The sequence below is a fragment of the Leucobacter shiyiweii genome (genome assembly GCF_052446065.1).
GTDB lineage: Bacteria > Actinomycetota > Actinomycetes > Actinomycetales > Microbacteriaceae > Leucobacter.
Genome location: NZ_CM127080.1, coordinates 313,039 through 337,002, shown reverse-complemented (window position 1 = coordinate 337,002; position 23,964 = coordinate 313,039). Strand labels below are relative to the sequence as shown.

At 59.3% G+C, this 23,964-nt stretch carries 25 protein-coding genes and 1 pseudogene; 16 read left to right on the top strand and 10 right to left on the bottom strand.

The window, feature by feature from the left end; all coding sequences use genetic code 11:
- Positions 1-68: 68 nt before the first annotated feature.
- Genes ACTNFJ_RS01630 through ACTNFJ_RS01620 form a run of 3 tightly spaced genes read right to left on the bottom strand, consistent with a single transcriptional unit; the run spans position 69 to position 4,099 of the window.
- Entirely contained in the window at positions 69-1,835 is a 1,767-nt protein-coding gene (locus tag ACTNFJ_RS01630; protein ID WP_435907042.1) for an asparagine synthetase B family protein, read from the bottom strand.
- A gap of 36 nt (positions 1,836-1,871) precedes the next feature.
- Positions 1,872-2,786: a glycosyltransferase family 2 protein gene (locus ACTNFJ_RS01625; protein WP_435907043.1), complete on the bottom strand. Its 915-nt coding sequence runs from the start codon at positions 2,784-2,786 to the stop codon at positions 1,872-1,874.
- Positions 2,777-4,099, bottom strand: a complete 1,323-nt coding sequence (locus tag ACTNFJ_RS01620) for an O-antigen ligase family protein (RefSeq protein WP_435907044.1) — start codon at positions 4,097-4,099, stop codon at positions 2,777-2,779. Before ACTNFJ_RS01620 ends, ACTNFJ_RS01625 begins: the two co-directional genes overlap by 10 nt.
- Before the next feature lie 254 nt (positions 4,100-4,353).
- On the opposite strand from ACTNFJ_RS01620, the gene ACTNFJ_RS01615 reads away from it, so the two are divergent.
- Complete coding sequence (locus ACTNFJ_RS01615; protein ID WP_435907045.1) at positions 4,354-5,664, top strand: UDP-glucose dehydrogenase family protein; 1,311 nt, start codon at positions 4,354-4,356, stop codon at positions 5,662-5,664.
- 53 nt (positions 5,665-5,717) lie between these two features.
- On the opposite strand, the gene ACTNFJ_RS01610 is transcribed toward ACTNFJ_RS01615, so the two are convergent.
- Positions 5,718-6,689, bottom strand: coding sequence for a DUF2971 domain-containing protein (locus ACTNFJ_RS01610; RefSeq protein WP_435907046.1), 972 nt, complete (start codon positions 6,687-6,689; stop codon positions 5,718-5,720).
- The gene (locus ACTNFJ_RS01605; RefSeq protein ID WP_444711783.1) at positions 6,690-6,848 is read right to left on the bottom strand and encodes a fumarylacetoacetate hydrolase family protein; all 159 of its coding nucleotides are present in this window, start codon (positions 6,846-6,848) and stop codon (positions 6,690-6,692) included.
- A gap of 54 nt (positions 6,849-6,902) precedes the next feature.
- Between ACTNFJ_RS01605 and ACTNFJ_RS01600 the strand changes: the two are divergent.
- From ACTNFJ_RS01600 to ACTNFJ_RS01585, 4 genes and pseudogenes are all read left to right on the top strand, one after another.
- Positions 6,903-7,019 (top strand): annotated as a pseudogene (locus tag ACTNFJ_RS01600) (UDP binding domain-containing protein); the annotation flags it as partial.
- A gap of 74 nt (positions 7,020-7,093) precedes the next feature.
- Positions 7,094-7,744, top strand: a complete 651-nt coding sequence (locus tag ACTNFJ_RS01595; RefSeq protein WP_435907047.1) for a GDP-mannose 4,6-dehydratase — start codon at positions 7,094-7,096, stop codon at positions 7,742-7,744.
- A gap of 179 nt (positions 7,745-7,923) precedes the next feature.
- Positions 7,924-8,376, top strand: a complete 453-nt coding sequence (locus tag ACTNFJ_RS01590) for a helix-turn-helix domain-containing protein (protein WP_435907048.1) — start codon at positions 7,924-7,926, stop codon at positions 8,374-8,376.
- 48 nt (positions 8,377-8,424) lie between these two features.
- The gene (locus ACTNFJ_RS01585) at positions 8,425-9,066 is read left to right on the top strand and encodes a hypothetical protein (RefSeq protein ID WP_435907049.1); all 642 of its coding nucleotides are present in this window, start codon (positions 8,425-8,427) and stop codon (positions 9,064-9,066) included.
- 212 nt (positions 9,067-9,278) lie between these two features.
- Here ACTNFJ_RS01585 and ACTNFJ_RS01580 read toward each other — a convergent pair whose 3' ends face one another.
- The 3 genes from ACTNFJ_RS01580 to ACTNFJ_RS01570 all read right to left on the bottom strand — a co-directional run bounded on the left by ACTNFJ_RS01580 (position 9,279) and on the right by ACTNFJ_RS01570 (position 12,514).
- Positions 9,279-10,526 (bottom strand): integrase core domain-containing protein, encoded by a 1,248-nt coding sequence (locus tag ACTNFJ_RS01580; RefSeq protein ID WP_435907050.1) that lies wholly within the window; start codon positions 10,524-10,526, stop codon positions 9,279-9,281.
- Positions 10,527-10,751: 225 nt separating this feature from the next.
- Positions 10,752-11,099, bottom strand: a complete 348-nt coding sequence (locus ACTNFJ_RS01575; RefSeq protein ID WP_435907051.1) for a cupin domain-containing protein — start codon at positions 11,097-11,099, stop codon at positions 10,752-10,754.
- A 44-nt stretch (positions 11,100-11,143) separates the two neighbouring features.
- Positions 11,144-12,514: an NAD(P)/FAD-dependent oxidoreductase gene (locus ACTNFJ_RS01570; protein WP_435907052.1), complete on the bottom strand. Its 1,371-nt coding sequence runs from the start codon at positions 12,512-12,514 to the stop codon at positions 11,144-11,146.
- 302 nt (positions 12,515-12,816) lie between these two features.
- Here ACTNFJ_RS01570 and ACTNFJ_RS01565 point away from each other — a divergent pair, with 302 nt between their 5' ends.
- Genes ACTNFJ_RS01565 through ACTNFJ_RS01545 form a run of 5 tightly spaced genes read left to right on the top strand, consistent with a single transcriptional unit; the run spans position 12,817 to position 16,296 of the window.
- Positions 12,817-13,764 carry an Abi family protein gene (locus ACTNFJ_RS01565; protein ID WP_435907053.1) on the top strand — a complete coding sequence of 316 codons (948 nt, stop codon included), beginning with the start codon at positions 12,817-12,819 and terminating at the stop codon, positions 13,762-13,764.
- Between the two features lie 18 nt (positions 13,765-13,782).
- Positions 13,783-14,331, top strand: coding sequence for a helix-turn-helix domain-containing protein (locus tag ACTNFJ_RS01560; protein WP_435907054.1), 549 nt, complete (start codon positions 13,783-13,785; stop codon positions 14,329-14,331).
- Complete coding sequence (locus tag ACTNFJ_RS01555) at positions 14,328-14,603, top strand: PLD nuclease N-terminal domain-containing protein (protein WP_435907055.1); 276 nt, start codon at positions 14,328-14,330, stop codon at positions 14,601-14,603. Before ACTNFJ_RS01560 ends, ACTNFJ_RS01555 begins: the two co-directional genes overlap by 4 nt.
- Positions 14,600-15,550, top strand: coding sequence for an ABC transporter ATP-binding protein (locus ACTNFJ_RS01550; protein WP_435907056.1), 951 nt, complete (start codon positions 14,600-14,602; stop codon positions 15,548-15,550). Before ACTNFJ_RS01555 ends, ACTNFJ_RS01550 begins: the two co-directional genes overlap by 4 nt.
- Positions 15,547-16,296 (top strand): hypothetical protein, encoded by a 750-nt coding sequence (locus ACTNFJ_RS01545; protein WP_435907057.1) that lies wholly within the window; start codon positions 15,547-15,549, stop codon positions 16,294-16,296. The genes ACTNFJ_RS01550 and ACTNFJ_RS01545 overlap by 4 nt, the downstream gene beginning before the upstream one ends.
- 63 nt (positions 16,297-16,359) lie before the next feature.
- On the opposite strand, the gene ACTNFJ_RS01540 is transcribed toward ACTNFJ_RS01545, so the two are convergent.
- Positions 16,360-16,515, bottom strand: coding sequence for a helix-turn-helix domain-containing protein (locus tag ACTNFJ_RS01540; protein ID WP_435907058.1), 156 nt, complete (start codon positions 16,513-16,515; stop codon positions 16,360-16,362).
- Between the two features lie 77 nt (positions 16,516-16,592).
- On the opposite strand from ACTNFJ_RS01540, the gene ACTNFJ_RS01535 reads away from it, so the two are divergent.
- A complete protein-coding gene (locus tag ACTNFJ_RS01535; RefSeq protein WP_435907059.1) occupies positions 16,593-17,177 on the top strand; it encodes an AfsR/SARP family transcriptional regulator in 585 nt (194 codons plus the stop codon).
- 61 nt (positions 17,178-17,238) lie between these two features.
- On the opposite strand, the gene ACTNFJ_RS01530 is transcribed toward ACTNFJ_RS01535, so the two are convergent.
- A complete protein-coding gene (locus tag ACTNFJ_RS01530) occupies positions 17,239-18,615 on the bottom strand; it encodes an NAD-dependent succinate-semialdehyde dehydrogenase (RefSeq protein WP_435907060.1) in 1,377 nt (458 codons plus the stop codon).
- 255 nt (positions 18,616-18,870) lie between these two features.
- On the opposite strand from ACTNFJ_RS01530, the gene ACTNFJ_RS01525 reads away from it, so the two are divergent.
- The 5 genes from ACTNFJ_RS01525 to ACTNFJ_RS01505 all read left to right on the top strand — a co-directional run bounded on the left by ACTNFJ_RS01525 (position 18,871) and on the right by ACTNFJ_RS01505 (position 23,962).
- On the top strand, positions 18,871-20,472 hold the full coding sequence (locus tag ACTNFJ_RS01525; protein WP_435907061.1) for a PucR family transcriptional regulator: 1,602 nt from the start codon (positions 18,871-18,873) through the stop codon (positions 20,470-20,472).
- A gap of 154 nt (positions 20,473-20,626) precedes the next feature.
- A complete protein-coding gene (locus tag ACTNFJ_RS01520; protein ID WP_435907062.1) occupies positions 20,627-21,745 on the top strand; it encodes an ABC transporter substrate-binding protein in 1,119 nt (372 codons plus the stop codon).
- Complete coding sequence (locus tag ACTNFJ_RS01515) at positions 21,745-22,623, top strand: ABC transporter permease (RefSeq protein ID WP_435907063.1); 879 nt, start codon at positions 21,745-21,747, stop codon at positions 22,621-22,623. Before ACTNFJ_RS01520 ends, ACTNFJ_RS01515 begins: the two co-directional genes overlap by 1 nt.
- A complete protein-coding gene (locus ACTNFJ_RS01510) occupies positions 22,620-23,549 on the top strand; it encodes an ABC transporter permease (RefSeq protein WP_435907064.1) in 930 nt (309 codons plus the stop codon). The genes ACTNFJ_RS01515 and ACTNFJ_RS01510 overlap by 4 nt, the downstream gene beginning before the upstream one ends.
- The gene (locus ACTNFJ_RS01505; RefSeq protein ID WP_435907065.1) at positions 23,546-23,962 is read left to right on the top strand and encodes a VOC family protein; all 417 of its coding nucleotides are present in this window, start codon (positions 23,546-23,548) and stop codon (positions 23,960-23,962) included. Before ACTNFJ_RS01510 ends, ACTNFJ_RS01505 begins: the two co-directional genes overlap by 4 nt.
- Positions 23,963-23,964: the final 2 nt, after the last annotated feature.

Sequence of the window (23,964 nt, the reverse complement as noted above, 5' to 3'; positions counted from 1 at the left end):
GGTGAGGATTTGCCTAAACAGGGCACCGCCCCCAAGGAGCCTTTCCCAGCAGTGACGCGGTGACAAATTCACGCGGTATCTTCCCGAGCCGGTTCCGCAAAATATGAATAGTACATGGTCACAACTGTCACGCCGAGCACCTTGTCCCACATAGAGCTGTTTTTGCCAAAGGAATTCTTTAGAGCAGCCTGCAAGGCAGATTCTTCGGGTAGCCCTCGAACTCCTCGCTCTGCCGAATCGATTACTTCTCGGAACTCAGAATTTGTTGAGTACCACATTTCAAGCGGGTTCATACTATTGCCGAGCCTCGAGAGGAGTGTTGAGCCCGGCAGGTTCCGTTGGACTAGCCAATTCTGTGTCTTGCGCGATATCACACCGAATGCCTTCTGAAAATAGAGCCTTACAAAACGAACCGGGTTAAGCCCAAAAGGCAGGAGGCGTGTAGTTGGGACACTCAAGGCAGATGGGTAGTGTTTGTCAACCCATAACGCGAACAATCTGTGCCTAAGCCTCCACTCAAGTGGAAGCGAAAAAACAAAATCAAGCAGGTCAGTATCCGAATAGGGAGATACCGCAAACGTGAAATGTTGCCGAAGCAAGTGCGATGACATAGCGCCTCGAAATACGCGCGTGTTCATAACGAACAGCTCTTCGTCCTCAGCATCGATCTTTGAAGGATAAGTGTTCACACTCGAGAATGCGGCCGTTCCTGGGGATGGAGCCCTACGCTCTCCAGTCTTTAGGAATGTCCCTACCACTGCATCACCGATTTGGCCAGTGTGTTCAAGGCCAAACTGCGCGAAGTTGAGGCTTTTAAGAAAGAAAGCTCCTCCTGTGATGCCCGAGTAAAACGCCATGCCCGAGTTCAAGCGCAAATTCTCTTCAGGATGCATCACGGAGTTTCCGCTATCCATGGGGTGGTAAAGACAGTCATTTCCAAGTTGCGCTGCCAGCCGCATCGCATAGAGGTTCTCAGAGGTTTTTGACTGACTGTAAGTGACGTTGGTAATCGAACCATAGCCCAGATTGCGTGCCACAACATTAACCATGCGTGCGTCCATTCCACCGCTCAGGTCAACTAAATGCCGGGTATATCCATATTCGAGATCTTTATCGAAGCAACGCCTCACAGCCTGCCTAAACAAGCGATCAAGTTCGTAGACGGCTTCCTCGATCGATGAAACGTTGCAGGCTTTTCGATTTCCCAGCGCCCAGTAAGTCTCAGTTTCATGAGTCCGCTCTGACAAGTTGATTGAAGTCACTGCACCTGGAGCAACTCGGCGGATCTCACGAGCGAAAGTGTGATCATCAATCATGAAGCCATAGCTGAGCATCACCATTGCGGCGTGAACGTCAAAGGTGAAATCCAGGTTTTCAGCTCGCACGAAACGCATAAGTAAATCAAAACTGTTAGAAAACAGGTTGACGTCATCAGTACTATAGATAAACGCCGCAGATTCCCCAGTTTGGTTGCCGAACGCATGTAACGCTCCGCTACGTCGATCTAAAATCACCCCGTTGAACGGACCGCGAAGTCGCGCCAGAGTAGCAGATATCCCATGCTCCCGAAGCAATGCAGAGACCAGGATTGCAGTGGACTTGAGGCCGGTCTCCCTGAAGAGTTCCGCTTTGTTCAGAATGACTCCATCGATAAGGATCACATAATCATCAGTACCTTCTAAACAGCGATCCTGCGAGAATCGTCCGTCTGTGCACCTAGCGAATGTGATTCCATCAATCTCTAAACGTTCAAAATCGGGTGATATTTCATACGACTGAGTAGATGGGAAAACCAGCCAAGTATTGCGGTCTACTACTGGCACTTCAGTGGGCATTAAGTCTCCTAATATTGTAGATCGATCTTATTGCCGCTATCTAGAAAGCAATCTATTGATAAGCATTCTGGGAACAATGCCACTCAGCCCCAGCAGGAAGGTTTGGGCCGACGGGATCCTGCCGGTGCGCACTATGGCTGCAATGGTTCGTCTAATTCCACTTGCAGACCGAGCCTGCAGCGTGTAGCGAAATGTCTGTCCAGCGAGAAAATCAGACAGCACCTTCGGATCCCAGATCTGGCGTCTGGTCTCAGCCCATGTAATCGATGATTCCCAGTCGGAACTTGACGAAATTGAGCCGACAGACCCTGTCCAAATAACAGTCGACGGATCTGGTATTTGCGCAATACGCCCACCTGACCTTTCTAAGCGGTCAACCCAATCCCAATCTTGATGCCGCTTAAGTGATTCATCCCACTGAACTTGCTTCGCTAGCTTTGTGCGCACCATGAGCGTTGAAGTGTAAATTACAGGTCTACCTACCCTTGGACCACGACGCAGGAAAAGGTACTCATAGACCGGTTGATCGATGTGTTTGACGCTGGTAGGAACCGGTGCGCTGGTCGTTTCGGTCCCGGGATTTCGATAAACGGACCTGGTACCGACAATGTCGACACGCAGATTCGAGAATGCCTTCACTTGAACCGACAACTTCCACGGCATCCACTGGTCGTCATCGTCAAGCAGGGCAACATAGTCATAACTTGCAGCTCTGATACCGAGGTTTCGTGCTGCTCCTCCTCTTCTGCCACCACCGGTGTAAAGTGTGATGTCGGCTCCTTGTACCAAGGATGCCTCAAGGGTGCCTTCCGGAAGATCAGCGACAACAATTAGTTCAATTGGTCCTGGATATTTCTGATCTCGAGCAGAGGCAATTGCGCGAGCCAATTCCTTCCGGCCAACTGTGGGTATCACCACTGAAATCCCAGGGTGTTCGATGTTCAAAGCCATCGCCTCTCTTCGTTATGCAATTCGTGACGTTGCTTGAGGCCTGCATCAAAATCAGGCCCGCAGCCCTCACGCCTCGTGCCCATAGCGACAAACGCCAATCCAATCCAGGACATCCCGTCAATGGATGCCGGATTCCAGACAACCTCCTGCAACCCCAACACCAAAAAGGCCACAGTAAATGCCAGCATTGGAGCAAGACGGCCCTCGTGATGGAGCGAGGCAGCCAACGTTTGCCGAATCAGAAGGAAGAGAAGCGCAAGGGCCACGATGCCACCGGAAAAGCCGAGAAACAAAAAAACGCTATGTGCCCCAAGGTGAGGGGGTAGAGCACCCGTTGCTTGATGGATGGCCCATGCATCAAGCCCAAGGCCGACGACCTCGTGCCCGCGCAACAATTCTAGTGCGTTGCCCCACACCCATCCGCGACCACTAAAATCATTTCGCTCACTTGTCACAACGAGGTATATGGCGATCATGAAGAACAACAAAGGCACAGTCACTGTCAGTATCTGTTTCGAGAAACCTCGGCCATTCCTCTGGGGGCGACCAAGGAAGACTCCACCGAGCCAAGCAATACACATCACTAGTGCGGCAGCCAGAAGAGCTGCCTGAGCAGTGCGAGATTCAGTGGCGAGCAACCAAAGCAGTGTTAGTGGGAGCAGATACAACGAACGTTTCAGGCCGAAGGAAACAAGATGCAGTACTGTCACCAGTACGACTTGGAGCCCCATGAAGTTCTCCGAGCTGTACCAACCGGTGAGCATGCCATCGAAGACACCGCATTTGGTAAGGTCGCACGCCCTCCACTGTTCCGCAGAAAAAGGAACCAGCAGACCGGGAATTGTCACCGCAAAAGTCATCATGACGGAGAGCATCCGTCGGTCAATCGGGGAAACTGCGTGGCTTGCGAGCAGAGCAAGCCAGATCAATCCGGGAGATAGCCGAACCAGAAGTGCAGCATCACTAACCATGCCTGAGTTAAGAGCGATGTTGACACCAACCAGCCAAGACCAAAGCAACAGAATCATCGCTATTGATGGAGAAGACAAGGATCCCATTCGCGCATGTTTGCGGCTGAACAACGGAGATATCAATGTCACCACGAGAACCAGCGCATAGAGCAACTTGAACGAAGTTGCGTCCGAGAGGGCCTCAGTGTTTCCAAGAATTGCCCCGGCGCAAAAAAAAAGTAGTCCCGCCGCCGTCCACCGGGTGTTGCTGTCGCGAAGATAAGCAACGATTTTCGGCAAGATAATAATTGCGGAAACTAAAGAAAGCCCAAAGATTACAAATTCAACCTGGGCCTGTGTCATAGGAAGCTAAAACCTCAGTTGTCACGTGTTGGGAGGAGATGACGCCGAGAGACAATGGAATTTTTGGTTGCTTCTCAGAAGCATCTTATCCACCTCGGACCACCAAAGATCGCTGGCTAGATTCGAATCTACCACGGAAGGGCCTTTCCGCAGCCAGCGGGTTTCTTTGGTTCCACGTGTCCCGAATATGATGTGCCCAAGAGCTCGGCCAGCGTGAACATCGATTAGATACAATTGAGAATTGAGTGGTCAATATGCGAATTTCGGTAATCGGTTGCGGCTATCTCGGAGCGGTACACGCTGCCAGCATGGCAAAGCTGGGCCACGAAGTGGTGGGCGTAGATGTCGACGCGCAGAAGGTCGCGCTGCTTTCGGCTGGCCAGGCCCCATTCTTCGAACCTGAGTTGCCGGAGATTCTCGCGGAAGCAGGACAGACCGGGCGACTCACGTTCACCACGGATATGAGTCGAGTCGCAGAGGCAACCGTGCACTTCATCGCGGTGGGCACCCCACAGCGACACGATGGCAACGCAGCGGACCTCACGTACGTGGAGGCGGCAGTTGACGCCCTTCTCCCTTATCTCGATGCGAATCACCTCGTCGTGGGCAAGTCAACCGTGCCCGTGGGCACGGCAGCCAGACTCGCAGAGCGCATCGCCTCGACCGGTGCCACGCTCGTGTGGAACCCGGAGTTTCTGCGCGAGGGCTTCGCTGTGAAAGACACCATAACCCCCGATCGCCTTGTGTATGGGGTGCCCGGGGGTGAAGCGGGCGCTCGTGCGGCAGCGACTCTCGACGAGGTATACGCCACAGCGATCGCTTCAGGTATTCCCCGTGTTGTGACCGACCTCGCGACGGCAGAGCTCGTCAAAGTCGCTGCCAACGCGTTTCTCGCGACCAAGATCTCGTTCATCAACGCTATGGCCGAAATCGCGGAGGTCACCGGTGCCGACGTGACCCAATTGGCAGATGCAATTGGCTACGACGAACGCATTGGGCGTCGCTTCTTGGGCGCCGGTATTGGCTTCGGTGGTGGGTGCCTGCCGAAGGACATTCGCGCATTTACCGCTCGGGCTGAAGAACTGGGCCGTGGTTCGTCCATCGCATTCCTCAAGGAAGTGGACGCGATCAATCTGCGGAGACGTGAGCACGCAGTGACGCTCGTGGTCGACGGGCTTGGCGGGTCGGTGGTCGGCAAACGCATCGCGGTACTTGGCGCCTCGTTCAAGCCACACTCCGACGACATTCGCGACTCCCCCGCGCTCGACGTCGCCGTGCGATTGCACGGGCTGGGCGCGGATGTGGTGGTGACTGATCCACAAGCGATCGAGAACGCACGCCGTGTGCACCCGCACCTGCACTACGAACTCGACCGAGACACCGCTCTTGCCGGGGCCGACGCGGTGATCGTGGTCACCGAGTGGGACGAGTACCGGCGCGAGCTTTCTCCCTCGCACGCAGCTTCGCTCGCCACTGGGCGGCTCATTGTCGACGGACGCAACTGCCTCGACCCCGCCGCGTGGCGTGCGGCCGGGTGGGAGTACCGCGGGATGGGGCGGCCTTAGGAGCAGCAATCGCTGCGATTGAGAACTGTTGCGCCACGATCCGTCTATGAGATTTAGCGATATGGGATCTCTGAAATATCAATTTCAACGTCACCATAGCCGTTTGCGTCCAATAGTGCGCGGAGGGAGCGTTGCTCAAGTTCTGACCCGCGGCGTGAAGGGCCGAGTGTGATCCGGCGGATTGGCAGGAATGTTGGCGACAAAGCTACATCACCGTTTTCGGCACGGGTTTTCTCCATAGCTGCAAGCTCGACGTAAGGGGTGAGGCCAAAGGGTCCACTCCGGTACTTCACAAACTTCCAGTCAGGCATCACGGACACGATTATCCGAACTTCCTTTTCGTCAGAGAACGCTTCGTCCTTTTCCAAGTTTGGGGCGTTATCGGGGTCGAGGTAGGTGAAATCGACAAAATGCTTGAACTTTAAAGGGTTGTGCTTTCGTCCAACCAAGAACTCAGCATCACGTCGAACTTGTTCCTCGTGCGCTTCGATCCCATCACGCGAGACGTAGTGAACTCGTTTCCACTTTCCACCAAGTGTGTTGGTTTGGTCCGGATCATATAACCGGAATGGCTCTCCCTCTTCCGTGAAATCCTCGGCGTCTTCGTAGTACCCCTTGGGAGGAAAAGGGTGTTTGTCTTCGGTGCGCTGAAGAACCGGTCGGAGTTTCACGCTTGGATCGAAGCCAATGGAGAATGCGCCGTTTCCTCCATAGTTTCGCCATAGCGTTAACAGATCGCCATTCTCCGATGCTGAAACCAAGTAGTTCTCATGGACACTTCTGTGCCCTGCGTCTGAGTTATAACGACGGTCGAGCAGCTCTTGCTCTTCTGCGGTGAGGGATTCTCGAACGCGCCGGTAAGCGCTCTTCATCGCAAGTTGATGAGTGATCATCTCGTTGGCATCATTCATATAGGCAGCCGAACTAGCGCGCAACCGATGCGTGGTCAGAATACTAATGAGCGCGGCGGTATCTGTGTAGTGCCAGACAAGATCGGTCAGTGGCTTGAGAGCGTCAGTCCCCATCTAGAAAACGTACCAGTGCCCCTTCTTAACTGCTCCGGCCTCAACGACATCGCCGTCGTCATCGTTGAGGCGACCCGGGGGCTCCATGAAGAGGCCCACGCCGCCCGGCGTGCCGGTGACGATCACGTCGCCCGGCGACAACGGGGTGAAGGTGCTCACGTATTCGATCAAAAACGGGATGTCGAATACGAGATCGGCGAGCGACGTTGACTACCGCACTCTGACGATATTCGTGACTCCCCAGCGCTCGAGGTTGCCGTGCGATTGCACGGGTTGGTCGCGGAGGTGGTGGTGACTGATCCACAAGCGATCGAGAACGCTCGCCGCGTGGCGTGCTGCCGGCTGGGAGTACCGCGGGATGGGGCGGCCGTAGGCGGGACTCGTCCGGTCAACCGATCGAGCTTGTGCAGGCCGACCCCACCGACCCGCACGCCACCCGTGCCGGGCTCGACGGCATCGACTTCGATGCCGTGATCCACTTTGCCGGTCTGAAGGCCGTGGGCGAGCCGGTCGAGCAGATCATCAGCGACGCCGCCGCGGCCTGGCCCGCGCTTGCCGCCGTGAACCTGCGCTACTTCAACCCGGTTGGCGCGCACCCCTCGGGGCGCATCGGCGAGGACTCGAGCGGGATCCCCAATAACCTCATGCCGTACGTCGCGCAGGTTGCGGTCGGTCTACGCGATCGCCTCGCCGTCTTCGGTGACGATTACCCGACGGCCGACGGTACCGGGGTGCGCGACTACATTCACGTGATGGATCTCGCCGAGGGGCACGTCGCCGCGCTCACGCACGCCGAGCCGGGGGTGCAGGCGTTCAACCTCGGGTCGGGGGTGGGTACGAGCGTGCTTGAGGCGGTGCGGGGCTTTGAGGCGGCCTCGGGGCGTGCGGTGCCGTACGCGATCCACCCGCGGCGAGCCGGTGATCTCGCGACGGTGGTGGCGGATCCCGCGCTCGCCCTGCAGCGGCTCGGCTGGCGCACGATGCGGTCGTTCGCCGAGGCGTGCCGCGATGCGTGGGCGTGGCAGTCAGCGAACCCGCGGGGGTACCTCGGCTGAGGGACTCGGGCACTGCTGGCTTGGCGCGGGTGGTTGTTCGAGCACCATGATTCCCTCTGTCGCGAACGACCAGGGCTTTCCATCTTGCAGTTATAAGTGCAACAATGTAGAGTTACTTGACACCCTCAAGAGGTGAACAAATCACCCCCAGCATGAACCAACCAAAGGGATGCACTCAAATGAGCGCGCAACTAATGGCTCGCACTGACGACGAACAACTTATCCTCGACGAGCAGATCCGCGAACAGGCTCAAGAAACAGTTACCCGCGCCCACGACCGTAAGTTCGTTGGATTCAAGGCCGTACTTGACGACGGCTCCGAGCTTAAAATGCCCGAACATGTGGTGCGTGCGCTTCGGTTCACTCTGCACGGGCTCACTCAGGGCAATCTGACCGTGACATCGATCCCAGATGTACTCACCACCACAACCGCGGCGAAGCTCTTGGGCGTCTCCCGGCCAACCCTTCGAAAACTGATTGACTCCGGTGAGCTTCCTGCTTCAAAGACTGGGTCACATCACAAGCTCCGCCTCGAAGACGTCCTCGCGTTGAAGGTCAAGCGTCACGAAGCTCGACGCGTGGCACTTGATGCCCTGCGCCAGGTTGATGACGAGCTAGGTATCGACAACTAAGCCAGCCACTCTGGTGCTCTTGGCGGAGCTAGTCGCTACGCTCGAAGAATGCACCTGGTTTTTGCCGACGCAAACGTACTCTACTCACGCACACTGCGCGATTGGACGTTCATACTGAGCGAAGAGTCCGGAATGTATTCCGTGATTTCCTCACGCGAGGCGGTCGTCGAAGCGATGAGTAGCCTACGGAACACCTTCCCAGAGTTTTCCGGCGATCAGATAAGCGTCATCCAGGACCACATCGAGGGGGCCCTCGGTGACCTGATCACCTCGTTCCCTGGCGGTGCAGTCGAGGGGATCGCCGACCCAGGCGACTTCCACATCTACAACGCTGCAGCGTACGCCGGGGCGCACATCCTCCTTACCCAGAATGTCAAAGACTTCGCCGCCGTTCAGGATCCCCCGTTTGATCTCTATTCGATTGATGAATTCTTAATGCTCGCTGCGGAAAACAACCCTGACGCGGTGATGCGGACAGCGGACCGGCAGCGCAGGTACTGGCTAGAGAGATCCACACGCGCGGGGAAGTCTCCTAAGGGGCTCGCGCAAGCCCTCATCGACGCAGGTGCCACAGAATTCGCTGCGCATGTCGACCTGGTTTTGCAGAAGCTCGCCGGGGTGGGTCTGCCCACCAGCGCGGACCCGCTGTCGTTAACCCCCGCAGCGGCCGACCAGCCCGCTGTGCGTTGACCACCGCTGCGCTCTCACCTCAACGATCTCATCCCAGTGGGTGGTCGCACGTATGGAGCGCATCGTGACTTCGCCCGGGTTCCCGTCAATCTCGGCCCAATTCTTGCTCGGAGATCAACACAACCTCGGATCCATTCGCGGGTTTTACTCCCTGTGATGTCTCAGGACATCGGTGACAGTTGTGTATCAGGACATCGGTAGCACTTCATGTCTCAGGACATCGGTGACACTCTCGATGTCGCAGTCCCGATCTCAAGCGCGTGTTTTCTGGTCACGCTCTTGGTGCGTCGGGCTGGTTTCAGGTAGCTCAGGATGAACTCCCCATTCTGGTCATAGAACGCGATGGTCTCCATGTCCCAGATCGCAACGATCTCTTCCCCGACCCAGGCATGCCCGATGGTGAATGATGTCCCGATAACAGTGACCTGCGCGTTCGCACCCACCCGCCGGACGGCTTCACCTTGCACGTAGGTGGCTGCTCTACTGCGCCGCGGCTCGACACCGGGCTCTCGAGACGGGCGTGGGGCTTCAGCGACCGGTGTCGCGTCCCATGCCTGTTGCGGGGTGATTCTCCCGGGGAGCCCCTGATGGGGTCGCTCGGTGTTGTAGATCACATCGAACCGATCGACCAGTGCTTGCAGCTGGGCGAGGCTCTCAGCTAAGGGCTGCCGATCTAACCACCGGAACAGTGTTTGGTGAAAGCGTTCGTTCTTGCCCTGCGTGGTGGGCTTGTAGGGTTTCCCGGTGATCGCTGCGACCCCGAGCGACGTGACATATTTCACCAGTTGACCTTCTTTCCCGAGCTGGGACGGGTTCAACGCTGACCCGTTGTCGGTAAGGAGCCGCTGCGGCACCCCGTGTTTCGAGATCCCTTGCTTGACCACTGCAAGCGCCCCCTCGCTGGTCTCTTCCCACGTGACATATGAAGCGACCGCGAGCCTGGAATGGTCGTCTTCGAGTTGAAAGATCACACACTTCCGCCCGCCAGTGAGTACATACTCGGTTGCGTCGAGTTGCCAGCACGCATTCGGTGCGGGGTACACGAACCTGCGGTACGCGGAGCGGGGTTTCTTCTTGGGTTCTTGGCGGGGGACCCCGGCATCACGGAAAATGCGTGCGAGCGAAGCGACGGACGGGGCCTCCATGGCAAGGTGCTTCATTCTGTCGTGCACACTGATCGGCCCACAGTCCAAGCCTGATGACTCGAGCGCAGCACGCACACCCAGCGCGTCGCGTTGAACGACGTCAGTGATCCGGGTCGGGTGGTGGTGCGGGCGGCGAGAACGCGGTTCGAGCGCTGCGGCCTGACCCTCCGTCTGGGCGCGGGCGCGGAGCAGATAGAACGATTTCCTCGAGATCCCGTGTTCGGCGCAGAACGTCGTGACCGAGCCGCGGGGCGCACCCACGGGCCATTGGGCGATAGCGAGGCGGACACGAGGATCTATTGGGTTGTTCTTCATCTACCCATTCAGGCCGAGAAGTGTCACCACGAAGAACCCCGAAAGTGTTACCGATGTCCTGACACAGAACTGTCACCGATGTCCTGCGACATAACTCGCATTTGGGATCCTGGATTGTGCGAGTCTCCGGGGCAATGGCCGCGCGCGGGCAACGATCAACGCACAATGCCCTCAGCTCGCAGGCCAAGGGCATCGCACGAAACGCCTATCTCACAGGGGCACTGTTTAGTCCCGGATGATGGTGTAGTGCTTTCGCACCAGCTCGTGCACCCGCCACACACCTTTCCAACCTGAGGGAGTAACGAGAACGTCACCGGGACCGAACTCGATGGGTTCGCCGCCCTCTGCCTGCAATGTCACCCGTCCCGAGAGAATTACGCAGATCTCGGTGTAGCCCTCCCGGGTGGCAAGAAACTCTCCCGGAGTGCACTCCCAGATGCCGGTATCAATTCGGTCAGTGTTCCACACATCGACCGCAGCCTCCGTCACCCCTTCAGTTGTGGCGGTTGCTTTCGGCGCGTGAGGTCCGACCGGATACGTATCCGTCTGGTGTACGGCGATTGTGTCAATCATGGTTTCCCCATCTCCTGGTGTTCTGCGTCATAGCCAGACTCTCGTCAGTGCCGGCCGGTAATCACATCTGCGACGTGGGCGATCGGCGACGTTCGCTCACGGCCGGCAAGTTCCGTTCGATCCGCAACCCCATAGGCCGCATACAAGCCCTGAGTCGCCAACCATCGCAGCGGCTCGGGCTCCCACTTGCGCACCCGATGTCCCACCCACGGGAGTGTGGAAATCTCGCTGTCCTTCCCCAGAATGAGATCTGTGAGCGTGCGGCCGGCGAGGTTCGTCGACGTCACCCCCGTACCTACGTAGCCACCGGCCCAGGCCATGCCCGTCTCTCGATCCAACCCAACCGTCGCCGACCAGTCGCGCGGCACCCCCAGCACCCCAGACCACACGTGATCGATCTTCGCTGCGCGGGTCGCCGGGAAGAACCGATGCAGGATCTCACTGAGCGTCTGCACGGTCACCTCCGGAGTCGTGCCGTCAGTGTCGGTGCGCGACCCAAAGCGGTAGGGCACCCCGCGACCCCCGATTGCGATCCGATCATCCGCGGTGCGCTGCGCGTACATGTACACATGCGCGAAATCGCCCAGAACTTCTCCCTGGTTCCACCGCAATTCATCCCACACGGCGGGGGCCAAAGGCTCGGTTGCGATCAGCGACGAGTTCATAGGCAGCCACAACCGCTTCAGCCCCTTGAGGCCTGCAGTGAATCCTTCGGTGGCACGCACCACGAACTCAGCGGACACCGTGCCGTGAGTGGTCGCCACCTTCCCCGGGGTAATTTCTACCGCCCGAGTGCGTTCGAAAATCTGCACGCCCAGGCGTTCGCATGCGACCGCCAGACCGGCCGCGAGCTTCGCCGGTTGAATCCGTGCGCAGTGTGGGTGCCAGACGGCGGCGCGGGTACCCGCAACGTTGATCTTGGCGGTCGCCTCCGGCGCTTCCAACAACTCGAGATCGGTATAGTTTGAGGCCTGTTCTGCCGCCGCAAACGCGCGGAGCCGTTGCTCCTGCGCCGGCGTGTAGGCCACGTTAAACTCGCCACCCCGCTTGATATCTGCGTCGATGCCCTCGGCTTCGGCAACCCGAATCACCTCGGAAACAGTCTCATTCATCGCCCGCTGGAAACGCTCGGCCGCGTCGCGACCATGCGACTTCACGTATTGCTCTCGGCCCCCGGTGACCGCGTTCGTCAGCCACCCGCCGTTGCGGCCAGATGCCCCATACCCCACGTGCCGCTGCTCAATCACAACGACCCGCAAATCGGGCTGGGCCTGCTTCAAGTAGTAGGCAGTCCACAGGCCGGTATATCCGGCACCCACGATCGCGACGTCGGCCGTGACGTTGCCCGGCAGTTCGGGTCGCTGCGCCGGAAGTCCGATTTGCTGCCACCAGTGTGAGACGTGCCCATTTATCATGCTTCGAAGATATCGTGACTGAGGGCCGACATGCTGCGCGGGCCTGACGAAGTGCACTCCACGGTCTCACCGACTTTGATCCCAAACCCCTCTTCGGGCAGGTGGAGGTTTGGTTCGACCGTGTACGACATGCCAGGCTCGAAGCGATGCGAGTGGCGTCACGGAAATGTATCTGCAACGAAGAAGTGAGTAGGTTTGCGTAACCTGCATTTGTCGTAGGTGCGAGCCCCGCATATACTGGAAGCACTACGACCGGTTCCGCCTACCTTGGTAGGTCCAGGGCCGGTCTTCATCTTTCTTGGATGGTGCTTGTGGACGAAGAAGTCAAGGGATACAAGACCTACGAACAGCAGGTCGATCTCCTTGAAGGTCGCGGCATGGACATGGGGGATCGGGAAGGCGCCGCCGAAATGCTTCGCCGAGTGAACTACTACCGTTTGAGTGGATACTGGTATCCGTTTCGGAAGCTGACCGCGTCTGGTCGTGAGGATACTTTCTACACCGGCACCCGATTCTCGGATGTTGTCGCGCTCTACGATTTCGACGCGAGACTCAGGGTGGCGACGTTCGCAGCATTGACTCCAGTGGAGCTCGCGATACGCGCCTTGCTCGGGCATGAGCTCGGGCGAATCGACCCTTGTGCACATCTGGATCCTTCACTCCTGGGCCCCACTGCGAAACGTGGGATCCAGTACCCGCGTTGGGTAGAGCGCTACGAGAAGGAACTGAGCGACTCACGCGAAGACTTCGTAGAACACCACCACCGCAAATACGGTGGTCGGCTACCAGTCTGGGCGGCGACAGAGATTCTGGATTGGGGGAGCTTGACCTATCTCTACGGATTTGCGCCGAGACATGTGCAGGACGTTATCGCAGACGCCTGCGGGCTCACTGCACCGCAGGTGAGTAGTTGGCTGAAGACGCTTAACCTTATGCGCAACACCTGTGCGCATCATGGGCGTCTGTTCAACAGGGTGCACACCATCTCTCCGAAGTTGCCAAAGGTTGGGCGCCAGCCAGACCTTGATGCAGTATCAACAGACTGGAGCAGAACGTTCGGGCTACTCACGCTCATCCGGTTTCTTTCTGACCGTCTGGAGGTTGGTCAGGCCAAACTGCTCCCTGCCGTCGTCAAGAGTTTCCCGACGGTCCAGGCTGTTCCGATTTCCCACATGGGCGTGCCCAGTGGCTGGCAGCGGTTGCCGTGCAAGCCAGCAGGCACAACTGTGACATTTCAGTATCAATATTAATAATGATACTAATTGAACATGGTAAATTCTTCCGCACTTCTCCATCCGGTGAGGCTCAGGATCGTACAGAACCTTCTTGCCGGGACGGGCCTGACGACCCACCAACTTCATGAGCGACTCCGCGATGTCCCGATCGCAACCCTGTATCGCCACGTCGCGCACCTGGTGGAACACGGTCTGATCAGCGTCGTGAACGAGCACCAGGTCCGCGGCGCAAGCGAGAAAACCTACTGTGTGGCGCCTGGGTTTACCAATCCGACAGGAGAGGAGTTGAGGTCGCTCAGCTCCGAGGAGTTGCTCACGGTCTTCACGGTGTTCATTTCGGGGATCATCAGTGACTTCGATGAGTACATCCACACGGGCGCTCCTGATCTGGTCGCGGATCAAGTCAGCTTCGCGCAGGCCGACTTCTGGGCCACAAATGACGAAGTGGACGCGTTTGTTGCGACGCTGATGGGTGCGTTGGGAGATCTGCGAACCAACGGCCCCGGCATGGGCCGCCGGAGGCGCAAACTCACCACCGTGCTCATCCCAGAACCTGAAGTCGTCTCTGAAGAGACAGCATGACGACTGTAACGGAGGTCTCACGGGCCGTGATTGGATACAGCGACAGAGTGTTGCTTGAAGACATGCTGCTCCCCCTCACTCCCCTCCTTGCCCTGACGGCGCTGCTCATCGTGTGGTCACTCGTTGACATCGCTCGGAGACCCTCTGTTCGGCACCTTCCTAAGTGGGCTTGGGCGATCATCACGTTAATGGCGACCCCGCTCGGGGCGATCCTCTATCTCGTCATCGGGCGAGAAAACAGCCGGGCACTGCGGGATGAGGATCTGCGGTGATCGACGACACCCCAGCTGTCCGCGTCGTCGCTGCCACCCGAACATTCGCCAATGGTGCAGGTATCTGGGGAATCAACCTCGCAGCGCGTGACCGCGCCGTCACCGCGGTGATCGGCCCGAATGGGGCGGGGAAGACGGTACTGTTCAGCCTGATCGCGGGCTTGATTCAGGCCCATTCGGGCAGTGTCGAGCTCGCGAAGCGCGACGCTCGAGTCGCGTACTGCCCTGACGTACCGCAGTTTGAGTCATGGCTGACGGCGCGTGAAGTAGTGGAGACCTCCCGCGCGGTATCGGGACACAGCAGTACAGCCGGAGAAAGAAGGCAACCCACGCGCGACGCCAGCGGAAACAAGGCTGTCGGTGCGGCGCTCGACATGTGCGGACTCGGCAAAGTCATGGATCGGCGCGTCGCAGATTTCTCTCGCGGCATGCTGCAACGGCTCGGTATCGCCGCCGCCTTAGTTACCGAGCCTGACATCCTGATCCTCGACGAGCCCAACAGCGCGCTTGATCCGATTGGCCGCGCTGATGTGCGCGCAATCATCGCCGAACAGAAGCATCACCGTTGCATCCTGCTTTCGAGTCACTTACTCAGCGAAGTTGAACAACTGGCCGACCATGTCGTGGTCCTCGATCACGGACGCGTGGTGACCCAGGGCACCATCGAAGCGATCCTCACCGACGGCCTTCAGCCCGTCTGGAACATCCGCCTCGGCAATCCGACCCAGATCACCGCACGTGACCTCGCATTCGCACTCCCCGAAGCCCAGTTCGAGTTCCTCTCAGACACGCTCTGCGCAGCCAAGTTTCCCAGCTTCGATGCTGCAGCAACTCAACTGAAGACCGCGATCCACCTGCTTCGTGCGCCAATTATTGAAGTCACCCTCCAAGACCGCGACCTCGATGCCTCTTTCGTGCGGATCGTCCGAAATCAGGAAACCCGATGAAACTGCTGCTCACCTCTGCACGCATCGAAATGCTCCGACTGAAGCGCTCAGGGCTCTTCGCTGGACTCCTCGCGGTCTTCGCGTTCTTCGGTCTCTCAGGTCCAGGCCTAGCCCTATTCATGCCCGAAATACTTGGAGCGGCCACCGCGAGCGATCAGTTCACCATCCAGGCCGCCGACGCGAGCCCCGCGGACGGAATCGCAATGTTCAACCAGAGCTCAATGCAACTCGGCTTGATCCTTGCCGTCGCTGTCGCCATCACCTCTCTCGGCTGGGACAGCCGTGCCGGCTCTTCCATCTTCTACCGCACCCGAGTAAAGCATCTCAGCGCAATCACCCTTCCACGGCTAGCCGTCGGCTGGGGAGCCGTCGCCATCACCTACACAATCGGCTTCGCGCTGGCAGTTGCAATGACTGTGATTTTCATCGGCGAAGTCCACATGAGCGGGATCACCGGCATCTGGGCCGCTTCCATCGCCTACCTCGCGATGGCCATGAGTATCGGATATCTCATCATGGCTGCCACCCGTCGTACCGCCGCGGCGATAGCTTCCGCGACCGTGGTGATGTTGGTGCTGCCGATACTGAGCCAGTTCGAGGCGCTCTCACCATGGGCGCCGACCACTCTCCTCGCCGGGGCCGAGACGACTTGGATGCCGTTTCTTTCTGCCGCCGCCGTTACTGTCCTTTGCATCACTGCCGGGAGTCTCATCGTTCCCACACAGACCCTGCGGCGCGACGCTTAGTGTCACATGGCGCGTGTAATGATCGCGACAGCGCAAGCGCGCCAACGGTGCCAGATTGCCCAGCTATGAGCGATGGGCGGTCGGCATGGGCATACCCGCAGCATCAGCGAGATCCGCAATCGAAAGCCTGCCCCCTGCGCTGGCGAGTGCTTCGAGGATATCGAGAACCCTGTCGACCGATTTGACAGGCGAGATGGTCGACGGGGTTTGCTTAGACATGATCCTTTCGTAACAGACAATTTGAGTACGAGCGGGTGGCAACTAAGAAACAAACACCCGAGTAGTGCGCGAGGGTCATGCCCTCACCCACTACCCAGGCCCTCGCGTTGAAGGTTCAGTCAACTCGTTCGAATGTGCGGCAAGTACTCCACCAGTTGCGAGCAGTACTTCCCGACGGCATCGGCCCAGCGCTCACCGACAACGTCGTGTCATTCTCTGGAGATGTTGAGTTCCACAGCACCGCTGAGGAACTGCTTCGCGCACGTCAACCTCAAAGCAATCAGCCTGAGAAACGATTCGAGGAGATCCAGATGGCGCTCGATAGGGCGCGCGCTGGCGACTTCTTTCCTCGCGCTCATACCGAATGGGTCGAGACGCGCTGCGCTGAGATTGCATCCACCATCACGGATTTGCGTCTCGAAGCCGCGCACGTCGCATTCGATCTCTCTGACTATGTGGTTGCCTCAGAACTCGCACGGCTCGCGGTCTTGGCTGATCCACTGCGAGAATCGGGGTGGCGCCTACGTATGCGAACCGCGGCCCTGCTCGCCTCATTCGACGATGTGCTGGGCTTGTATGCCGAATGCACTGAAGCCCTTCAGGCTGTCCAGACAAAGCCCACGTTCGAGACTCGATCGCTGGTCGATCGTCGGGGACGGTGACATTGGGGCTTGAAAGCCTACCGGCCGGGGTGCGCACTCGCCGCACCCCGGCCGGGTTCACCTACGCGGAGACGAACATGAGTCGCTTGTTCGCGAACTCGCCGATACCCACCGGGCCCATCTCGCGCCCGAAGCCCGACTGCTTCACCCCACCAAACGGCAGCTCAGCGGCCTCCGCCGCGATGATGTTCACGTGCGACATCCCAACCTCAAGCTTCGACGCCACCCGCTTCGCTCGAGCCTCATCGGTGGAGAAGACCGAACCACCGAGGCCCAACGCGCAATCGTTCGCGAGCTCCAGAGCTTCCTCGTCGCTCGACACCCGATACACGGTCGCGACCGGCCCGAATATCTCGACACCATAGGACTCGGAATCGCGCGGCACTCCCGTCAGCACGGCCGGCGAGTAATACGCACTCGGCCCATCTGACAATACGCCGCCCGCGACCAAGGTGGCACCCTCAGCAACCGCCTTCTGCACCTGCGCGTGCACGGTCTCGGCTGCGGCACGCGACGACAGGGGCACGAATTCCCCCTCGCCCAGGTTGAGCTGATCGCCCGGCACAAGCCCCTCGGCCAGCTTCGTCAGCTCCGCAACGAACTCGTCGTAGATGTCATCCATGACAATGAGTCGCTTGTTCGAGTTGCACACCTGGCCTACGTTGTAGACCCGGAAATCCCACGCCTGCTTCGCCACCTCGGCCACGTTGTCGGAATCGAGCACCACCATCGGGTCAATCCCGCCAAGCTCGAGCACGCACTTCTTCAAGTTCGCACCTGCCTGCGCGCCAATGATCGCGCCCGCACGCTCAGATCCGGTCAGCGAGACACCCTGCACGCGCGGATCCGCGATGATCGTCGCGATCTGGTCGTGAGACGCGAACACATTCTGGTAACCGCCGACGGGAACGCCCGCCTCTTCCATGATCTCCTGGATCGTCAGCGCCGAACGCGCGCAGATATCCGCATGCTTCAACAGGATCGTGTTGCCCAGCACGAGATTCGGTGCCGCAAACCGGGCCACCTGGTAATAAGGGAAATTCCACGGCATCACTCCGAGCAGAGCGCCCACCGGCAAATGCTCAATCACGGCCTTGCCAGGGATCGTCGACGGGATCTCATAATCGGTGATCAGGCTCGGCCCGTGCACGGCGTAGTATTCAATGATCGACGCGGCAAACTCGACCTCGTCCAGCGACTCAGCGATGGATTTCCCCATCTCGAGCGCAATCAGACGCGCGAGTTCGTCTTTGCGTTCAAAGAACAGCTCAGACACCCGCTTCACGACAGCGGCGCGCTCCTGCACGCTCCGCTCCCGCCACTCTCGGTACACGGCATCGGCGCGTGACAGCGCCACTTCGATCTGCGCATCGGTCGCGGCCTCGAACGTCTCGAGAACCTCGCCCGTGGCAGGATTCTGCACCCGGTACTTGGACATGTGTATCGTTCCTCCAGTTGGAAATGGGCGTCGTTTCGCCCAGTTCCGATGCTATCCGTGATTCGCTTTCCGCACCGGACTCCGACCGATTCTCGGGCTCATCGTCTGGCGTGTCAGACTATTGCTGGGCATACAGGAGATAGTGCAGCATTGGCAGCAGAGGCATGCTGAAGAGAACCATTGTTTTTGGTACTGCGAGCGTCGCTTCAGTCGTTATGTCGAGCTGGCACGCACCCCTGTGGCACAATCAGCCACATGCTGCCAACGTTGCGTGAGCTACTGGACCTGCCTGAGATTCGCGAGGGCAAACCGCGCGTGGTGAGCGGAGCAGAAGCCCTCAACACCCCCGTACGGTGGCTTCACATTTCAGACGCACCTGATCCAGCAGCGTCGCTTCGTGGTGGCGAGGTATTACTCACGACCGGTCGAGGGCTGGGCTCCCGAGCCGCGTCGATCAAAAAATACCTCGATGAACTGATCCGAGTCGGGACCGTCGCACTCCTGGTACGCACAGCCGACGGTACCTTGCCAGAGCACCTCATCACGCACGCGCGAGAACATGGGTTTCCAGTGATCCACCTGCAACATCGCATCGCATTCGTCGAAGTGACCGAGATTGTGCACCGGCGCATTCTCGCAAGCCTCGCCGGGCGCATCGAGCGCGCGCGACGGTTTGACCCGGACTCGGTCGCGTTGCTGAGCGTGGGCACCGGAGGCAACGAGGTGGTCGACGAGCTCAGCGCGGTGGTAGGCCGCCCGGTCGTGCAAGAAGACCCCGCGCGCAACATCGTGCACGAAGCAACGACTTCGGGCACCAGCACACCCGATCCAATCGCCTGGAAGATACACTCTCGACTCGAACACCGACGCGGTAATGCACACGCGGAAGAGGGACGTAGCGAACCACACCGCTCGCTCGAGTGCATCTGGGCACCGATCACCGTCGACGGGAGCGAGCGCGGCCGACTGCACGTGCTGCAGGGCATTCCCGGCGACTTCGATGCCGCAGACCAAATTGCGCTGCTGCGCGCCGCGACCGCCCTCGGAGCCTCGCTCTCTGCTCCACGCGCTGGCATCACCGCCACCCACCCCTCCGAGCTTTTCTTTACCGACCTCGAGCAGGGAATCATTTCCGACGAGGCCACCGTGCGGGAGCGCGCCCGACTACTCGGGCTCGTACTCGGCGAACCCTGGGCGCTCGCGCTCGCATTGCGCGCTCGGAACACCGCCGAAAGTGCGGCATACGAGCACGCCCGCACAGTGATCGAGACCGAATCGCAACGTCTGCACCTTGCGGCACTCTTTGCCGCGCAAGGTGAGGGCCTCGAAATAGTAATCCTGCCGCTCGCCGGGTCAAGCACCGACGAACGATCACCCGCAGCCACACTCGACAGTCTCGTCGCGCGACTGAACGCCGAGCTCAGCCCCACGCTCGCCGGGGGAATCAGCGCGCAGAGCGATCTGGATCACCTCGGTGCAGCCTTGCGCGAGGCCCGGAACGCGACCATCGTTGCCCTGCGCGCTGACCGCGCCGGGCTTGTGCGCTTCGACGAACTTGGGGCAGAACGCCTCGTGCTTTCGCTCGTCGAGTCTGGGCGGCTGGGTGCTTTCGTTGACCGACTCATCGGCCCTCTGCTCGAAGACGATAGCGATGAGTCGATCATGCTGGCCCAGGTACTCGTGCGCACCAACGGCACGATCAGCGAAGCTGCAAGAGAACTCGGCGTCGATCGCCGCACGGTGATGCGCAGAGCCGCCGCCCTCGAGGAACGGCTGGGCCTGTCGCTCGCCAGGCCAGACCACCGACGCCAAATTGCCCTGGCGCTTCGAACTCTCCCGCTGATAGTTACGAAATAGTGTGTGACGCTTAGTCTGAACTTGTCACACTCCTGACATCAGAATCTCGGAACAACTTGGGTAGTGTGCCCAGTAGCGATGGGGCCACCGGGGCGAAGTCTCGCCTTCCCGTCGGCTATGACAATCGGTCAAGCACCAACCCGGGAGGACCACCATGCGACTGACGCAACGGGCAAAGACGCCCTGGAAAACTCGCCTCACCCTCGGTCTCGGCATTGCGTCGGCGGCCGCCCTGACCCTGGCAGGTTGCCAGGGTTCAGCCCCAGCTCCTCCTGCTGAAGAGATCGTCGCCGAAGTCGACGGCGACATCACCTGGTTCACCTGGGGCGAGTACGTCGCGCCTGGGTTGGTCGAAGGGTTCGAAGAGGAATACGGGGTGAGCGTCACCATCGAGAATTTCGATTCGAACGAGAACATGATCCAGAAATTGGCCTCCGGTCAGGCCTATGACGTCATCACGGGCAACAGCGCTTACATGGAGCGAATGATCGAAGGTGGCTTGCTGCGTCCCTACGACATCGCGGCGCTCGAGAACTACGACGATATCCACCCCTACTTCCAGTCGCCCATCTACGACAGTGGCGAGCTTCGCTACTCGGTGCCCTATTCCGGCGGCCCCACCGGCATCATCTATCGCACTGACAAGGTCGACTCCATCACTAGCTGGGCCGATCTCTGGGCCGTGTCCGAGCAGGCCGAGGGCCACGTCTTCGTGCTCGACCAGATCGAAGAGACCATCGGCATGAGCCTCCTCAGCGAGGGCGAGGATCTCAACTCCGACGACAGCGCCGCCGTGCAGAGCGCGGTCGACGCGCTCATCGAGTTGAAGCCGAGTCTCGGCGGGATCTCGACTAACACTCGCGACAATGTCGCAACCGGCGATGCTTGGGTGCACCACGCCTGGTCGACAGATGCGTTTATGTTGCTCTCCGACTCGCCGGTAATGGACCAGCTAGAGTTCGTCTACCCCGAAGAGGGCGCACCATTCGGCATGAACGTGCTCAATATCGGGGCGAACGCAAAGTCGCCAGGCACCGCACTGCTGTTCATCGATTACATGACGAGCCCCGAAGCGAAGGTCACCAACGTCGAGTACCTCGGCGACCTCAGCGGAAGCATTGCCGGTGATGAAGCCTACGCCGAAGCGGTGGCCGCATTCCCAAGCCTGCAGGTACCCGCCGACTTCTACGAGAGCGCGGTGTGGAAGCAGTCGCTCACCGGGGAGCGCGAGACTATCTGGAGCCAAGAGTGGAATCGGTTTAAGGCCTCCTGATGATGCGGAGCACGAGCGAGAGCAAAGCACTCTGGGGCGGTCTTGCCGCCCCAGGGGCAGCGCTTCTGCTCGTGCTCTTCGTCATTCCCCTCTTCCTCCTGATTGCGTTCTCTTTCGGTACCACGAACATCATCGGTCAGCCACAGTTCGGTACCACCCTGATCAACTACGAGCTGGTTTTTCGCGACTATAACCTCGCTGTCGTGCTGCGCACGCTGTTCTACGCCGCAACCGCGACGCTCCTGTGTCTGCTCATCGGCTACCCATACGCCTACTTCGTCGCGAGATTCGGAGGTAAGTATGCCCCCGCGCTCATTGCAGCGGTCATCTTGCCTTGGCTGGTCGACTACCTCGTGCGCATCTATGCCTGGCGTCAGCTTCTCAGCGAAGAAGGCATTCTGAACCAGGGCCTCACGGCGCTCGGATTCTCTGGGGTGTCGTGGATCGGCACCCCGATATCAGTCATCATCGGTCTCACCTACAGCTATCTCCCCCTCATGATTCTTCCCCTGTATGCCGCTCTCAACGACTTCGACGAATCTCTGCTCGAAGCGGGCAAGGATCTCTACGGCGGGCCGGTCGCGACGTTCTGGACGGTCACCTTTCCGTCGACCCTGTCGGGTGTCGCCGGAGGAATCATTCTCGTATTTCTCCCAGCCCTCGGCGACTTCGCAACCGCCCAGTTTCTTGGGGGTGCGCAGACCACGATGCTGGGTAACATCATCGCCGATCAGTTCACCCAGTCCGGCTCGGCCACCTTCGGCGCTGCCCTGGCTGTCTCCATGATCGTGTTCCTGATCTTCGTGCTCTCTATTGTGCTGATCAGCCTGCGCAAGCGCCGATCGCTCATGTCATTAGTCGGAGGTGGTGGCGCGTGATCCGCCGTCGATCAGTACGAGATCGCCCCCGCTTCTTGTGGTTTGCCGTCATCGGCGTACTCGCGTTTCTTTACGTTCCCATCAGCATTGCGATTCTTTTTTCCTTCAACAGCGGTCGCAATCTGTACGATTTTCAGGGCTTCAGTCTGCGCTGGTACAGCACGCTCTTCAGCAACTCCGATCTCATGGCGTCGCTCTGGCTGAGCCTCTGGGTGGCGGTCGTCGTCGCCGCACTCTCAGTCATTTTCGGCATCGGTCTCGCCTTTGGCATTCGCCGAGGCGTCCGATGGTTCGGTGGTTCCCTGCAGGGCGCAGTGATTCTGCGGGTGGTCACTCCCGAAACCGCAACCGGTGTCGCGCTTTTGCTGTTGCTGTCGCAAGTCGGCGTGCCTCTGTCAGAACTCACGCTGATTCTCAGTCACACCGCACTCTGCGTCGCATTCGCCGCCGTGGTGATCCTCAGCCGTATGGCCGTGCTGAACGAACAACTCGAGGAGGCCGCGCGCGACCTCGGGGCCACTCGGCTAACCTCGCTCTGGTTCGTCGTACTTCCGGCGCTTCGGCCGGCCCTGATAGGCGCCGCCCTCCTCTCCTTTGTGCTCAGCTTCACGAACTTCATCACCTCCTTCTTCTCCTCCGGCATCGGCGCCACGCCGCTGCCGGTGCGCATCTACTCGATGTTGCGCGTCGGCGTGACGCCCGTGGTCAATGCTGCGGGTGTCCTGATGCTCGCTGTCACACTTGCGGCGATTCTCATCACCTTCGTCATCGCGCGCTGGGTCACCCGGCGTAATCGCGCCAGCTCAGCGACGCTGGTACCGACGACACCCCGTACTTCGCGAACCGCCGCAACCGCCACACCCGGGGCAGCCACACCGGCTCTCCCCATCGCCTCGACTTCACACCAAGGAGTACCCGCATCATGACGACCCCCATCATCAAGTCATTCGACAACATCGACATTCTGTACACCGACATTGAGGTGATGTACGAGTTCTATCACCACACGTTGGGCCTCCCCCTGCTCTTTCCCCGGCAGCCAGACGACAACTGGTTCGCGATTCAGGTTGGCACGGTCACGCTCTATTTCTTCCCCGGTGTGGGGGAGCATGCGACCCCCTTCCATCCGGATTCAGATTTCAACCCGCCCGGCATAGAGTCTGCGACCTTCGCCGTCGACAACCTCGACGACGCGATCGCCGCCTTCGACGGAAAGGTGAATTGGATCTCCGAGGAGGAGCGCTGGGAGCATCCGAGCGGCACCTGGTATCGCTTCCGCTTCTTCCTCGACCCTGAGGGCAACAAGCTCAGCATTACTGAGACGCACAAGAACGTGTAGGC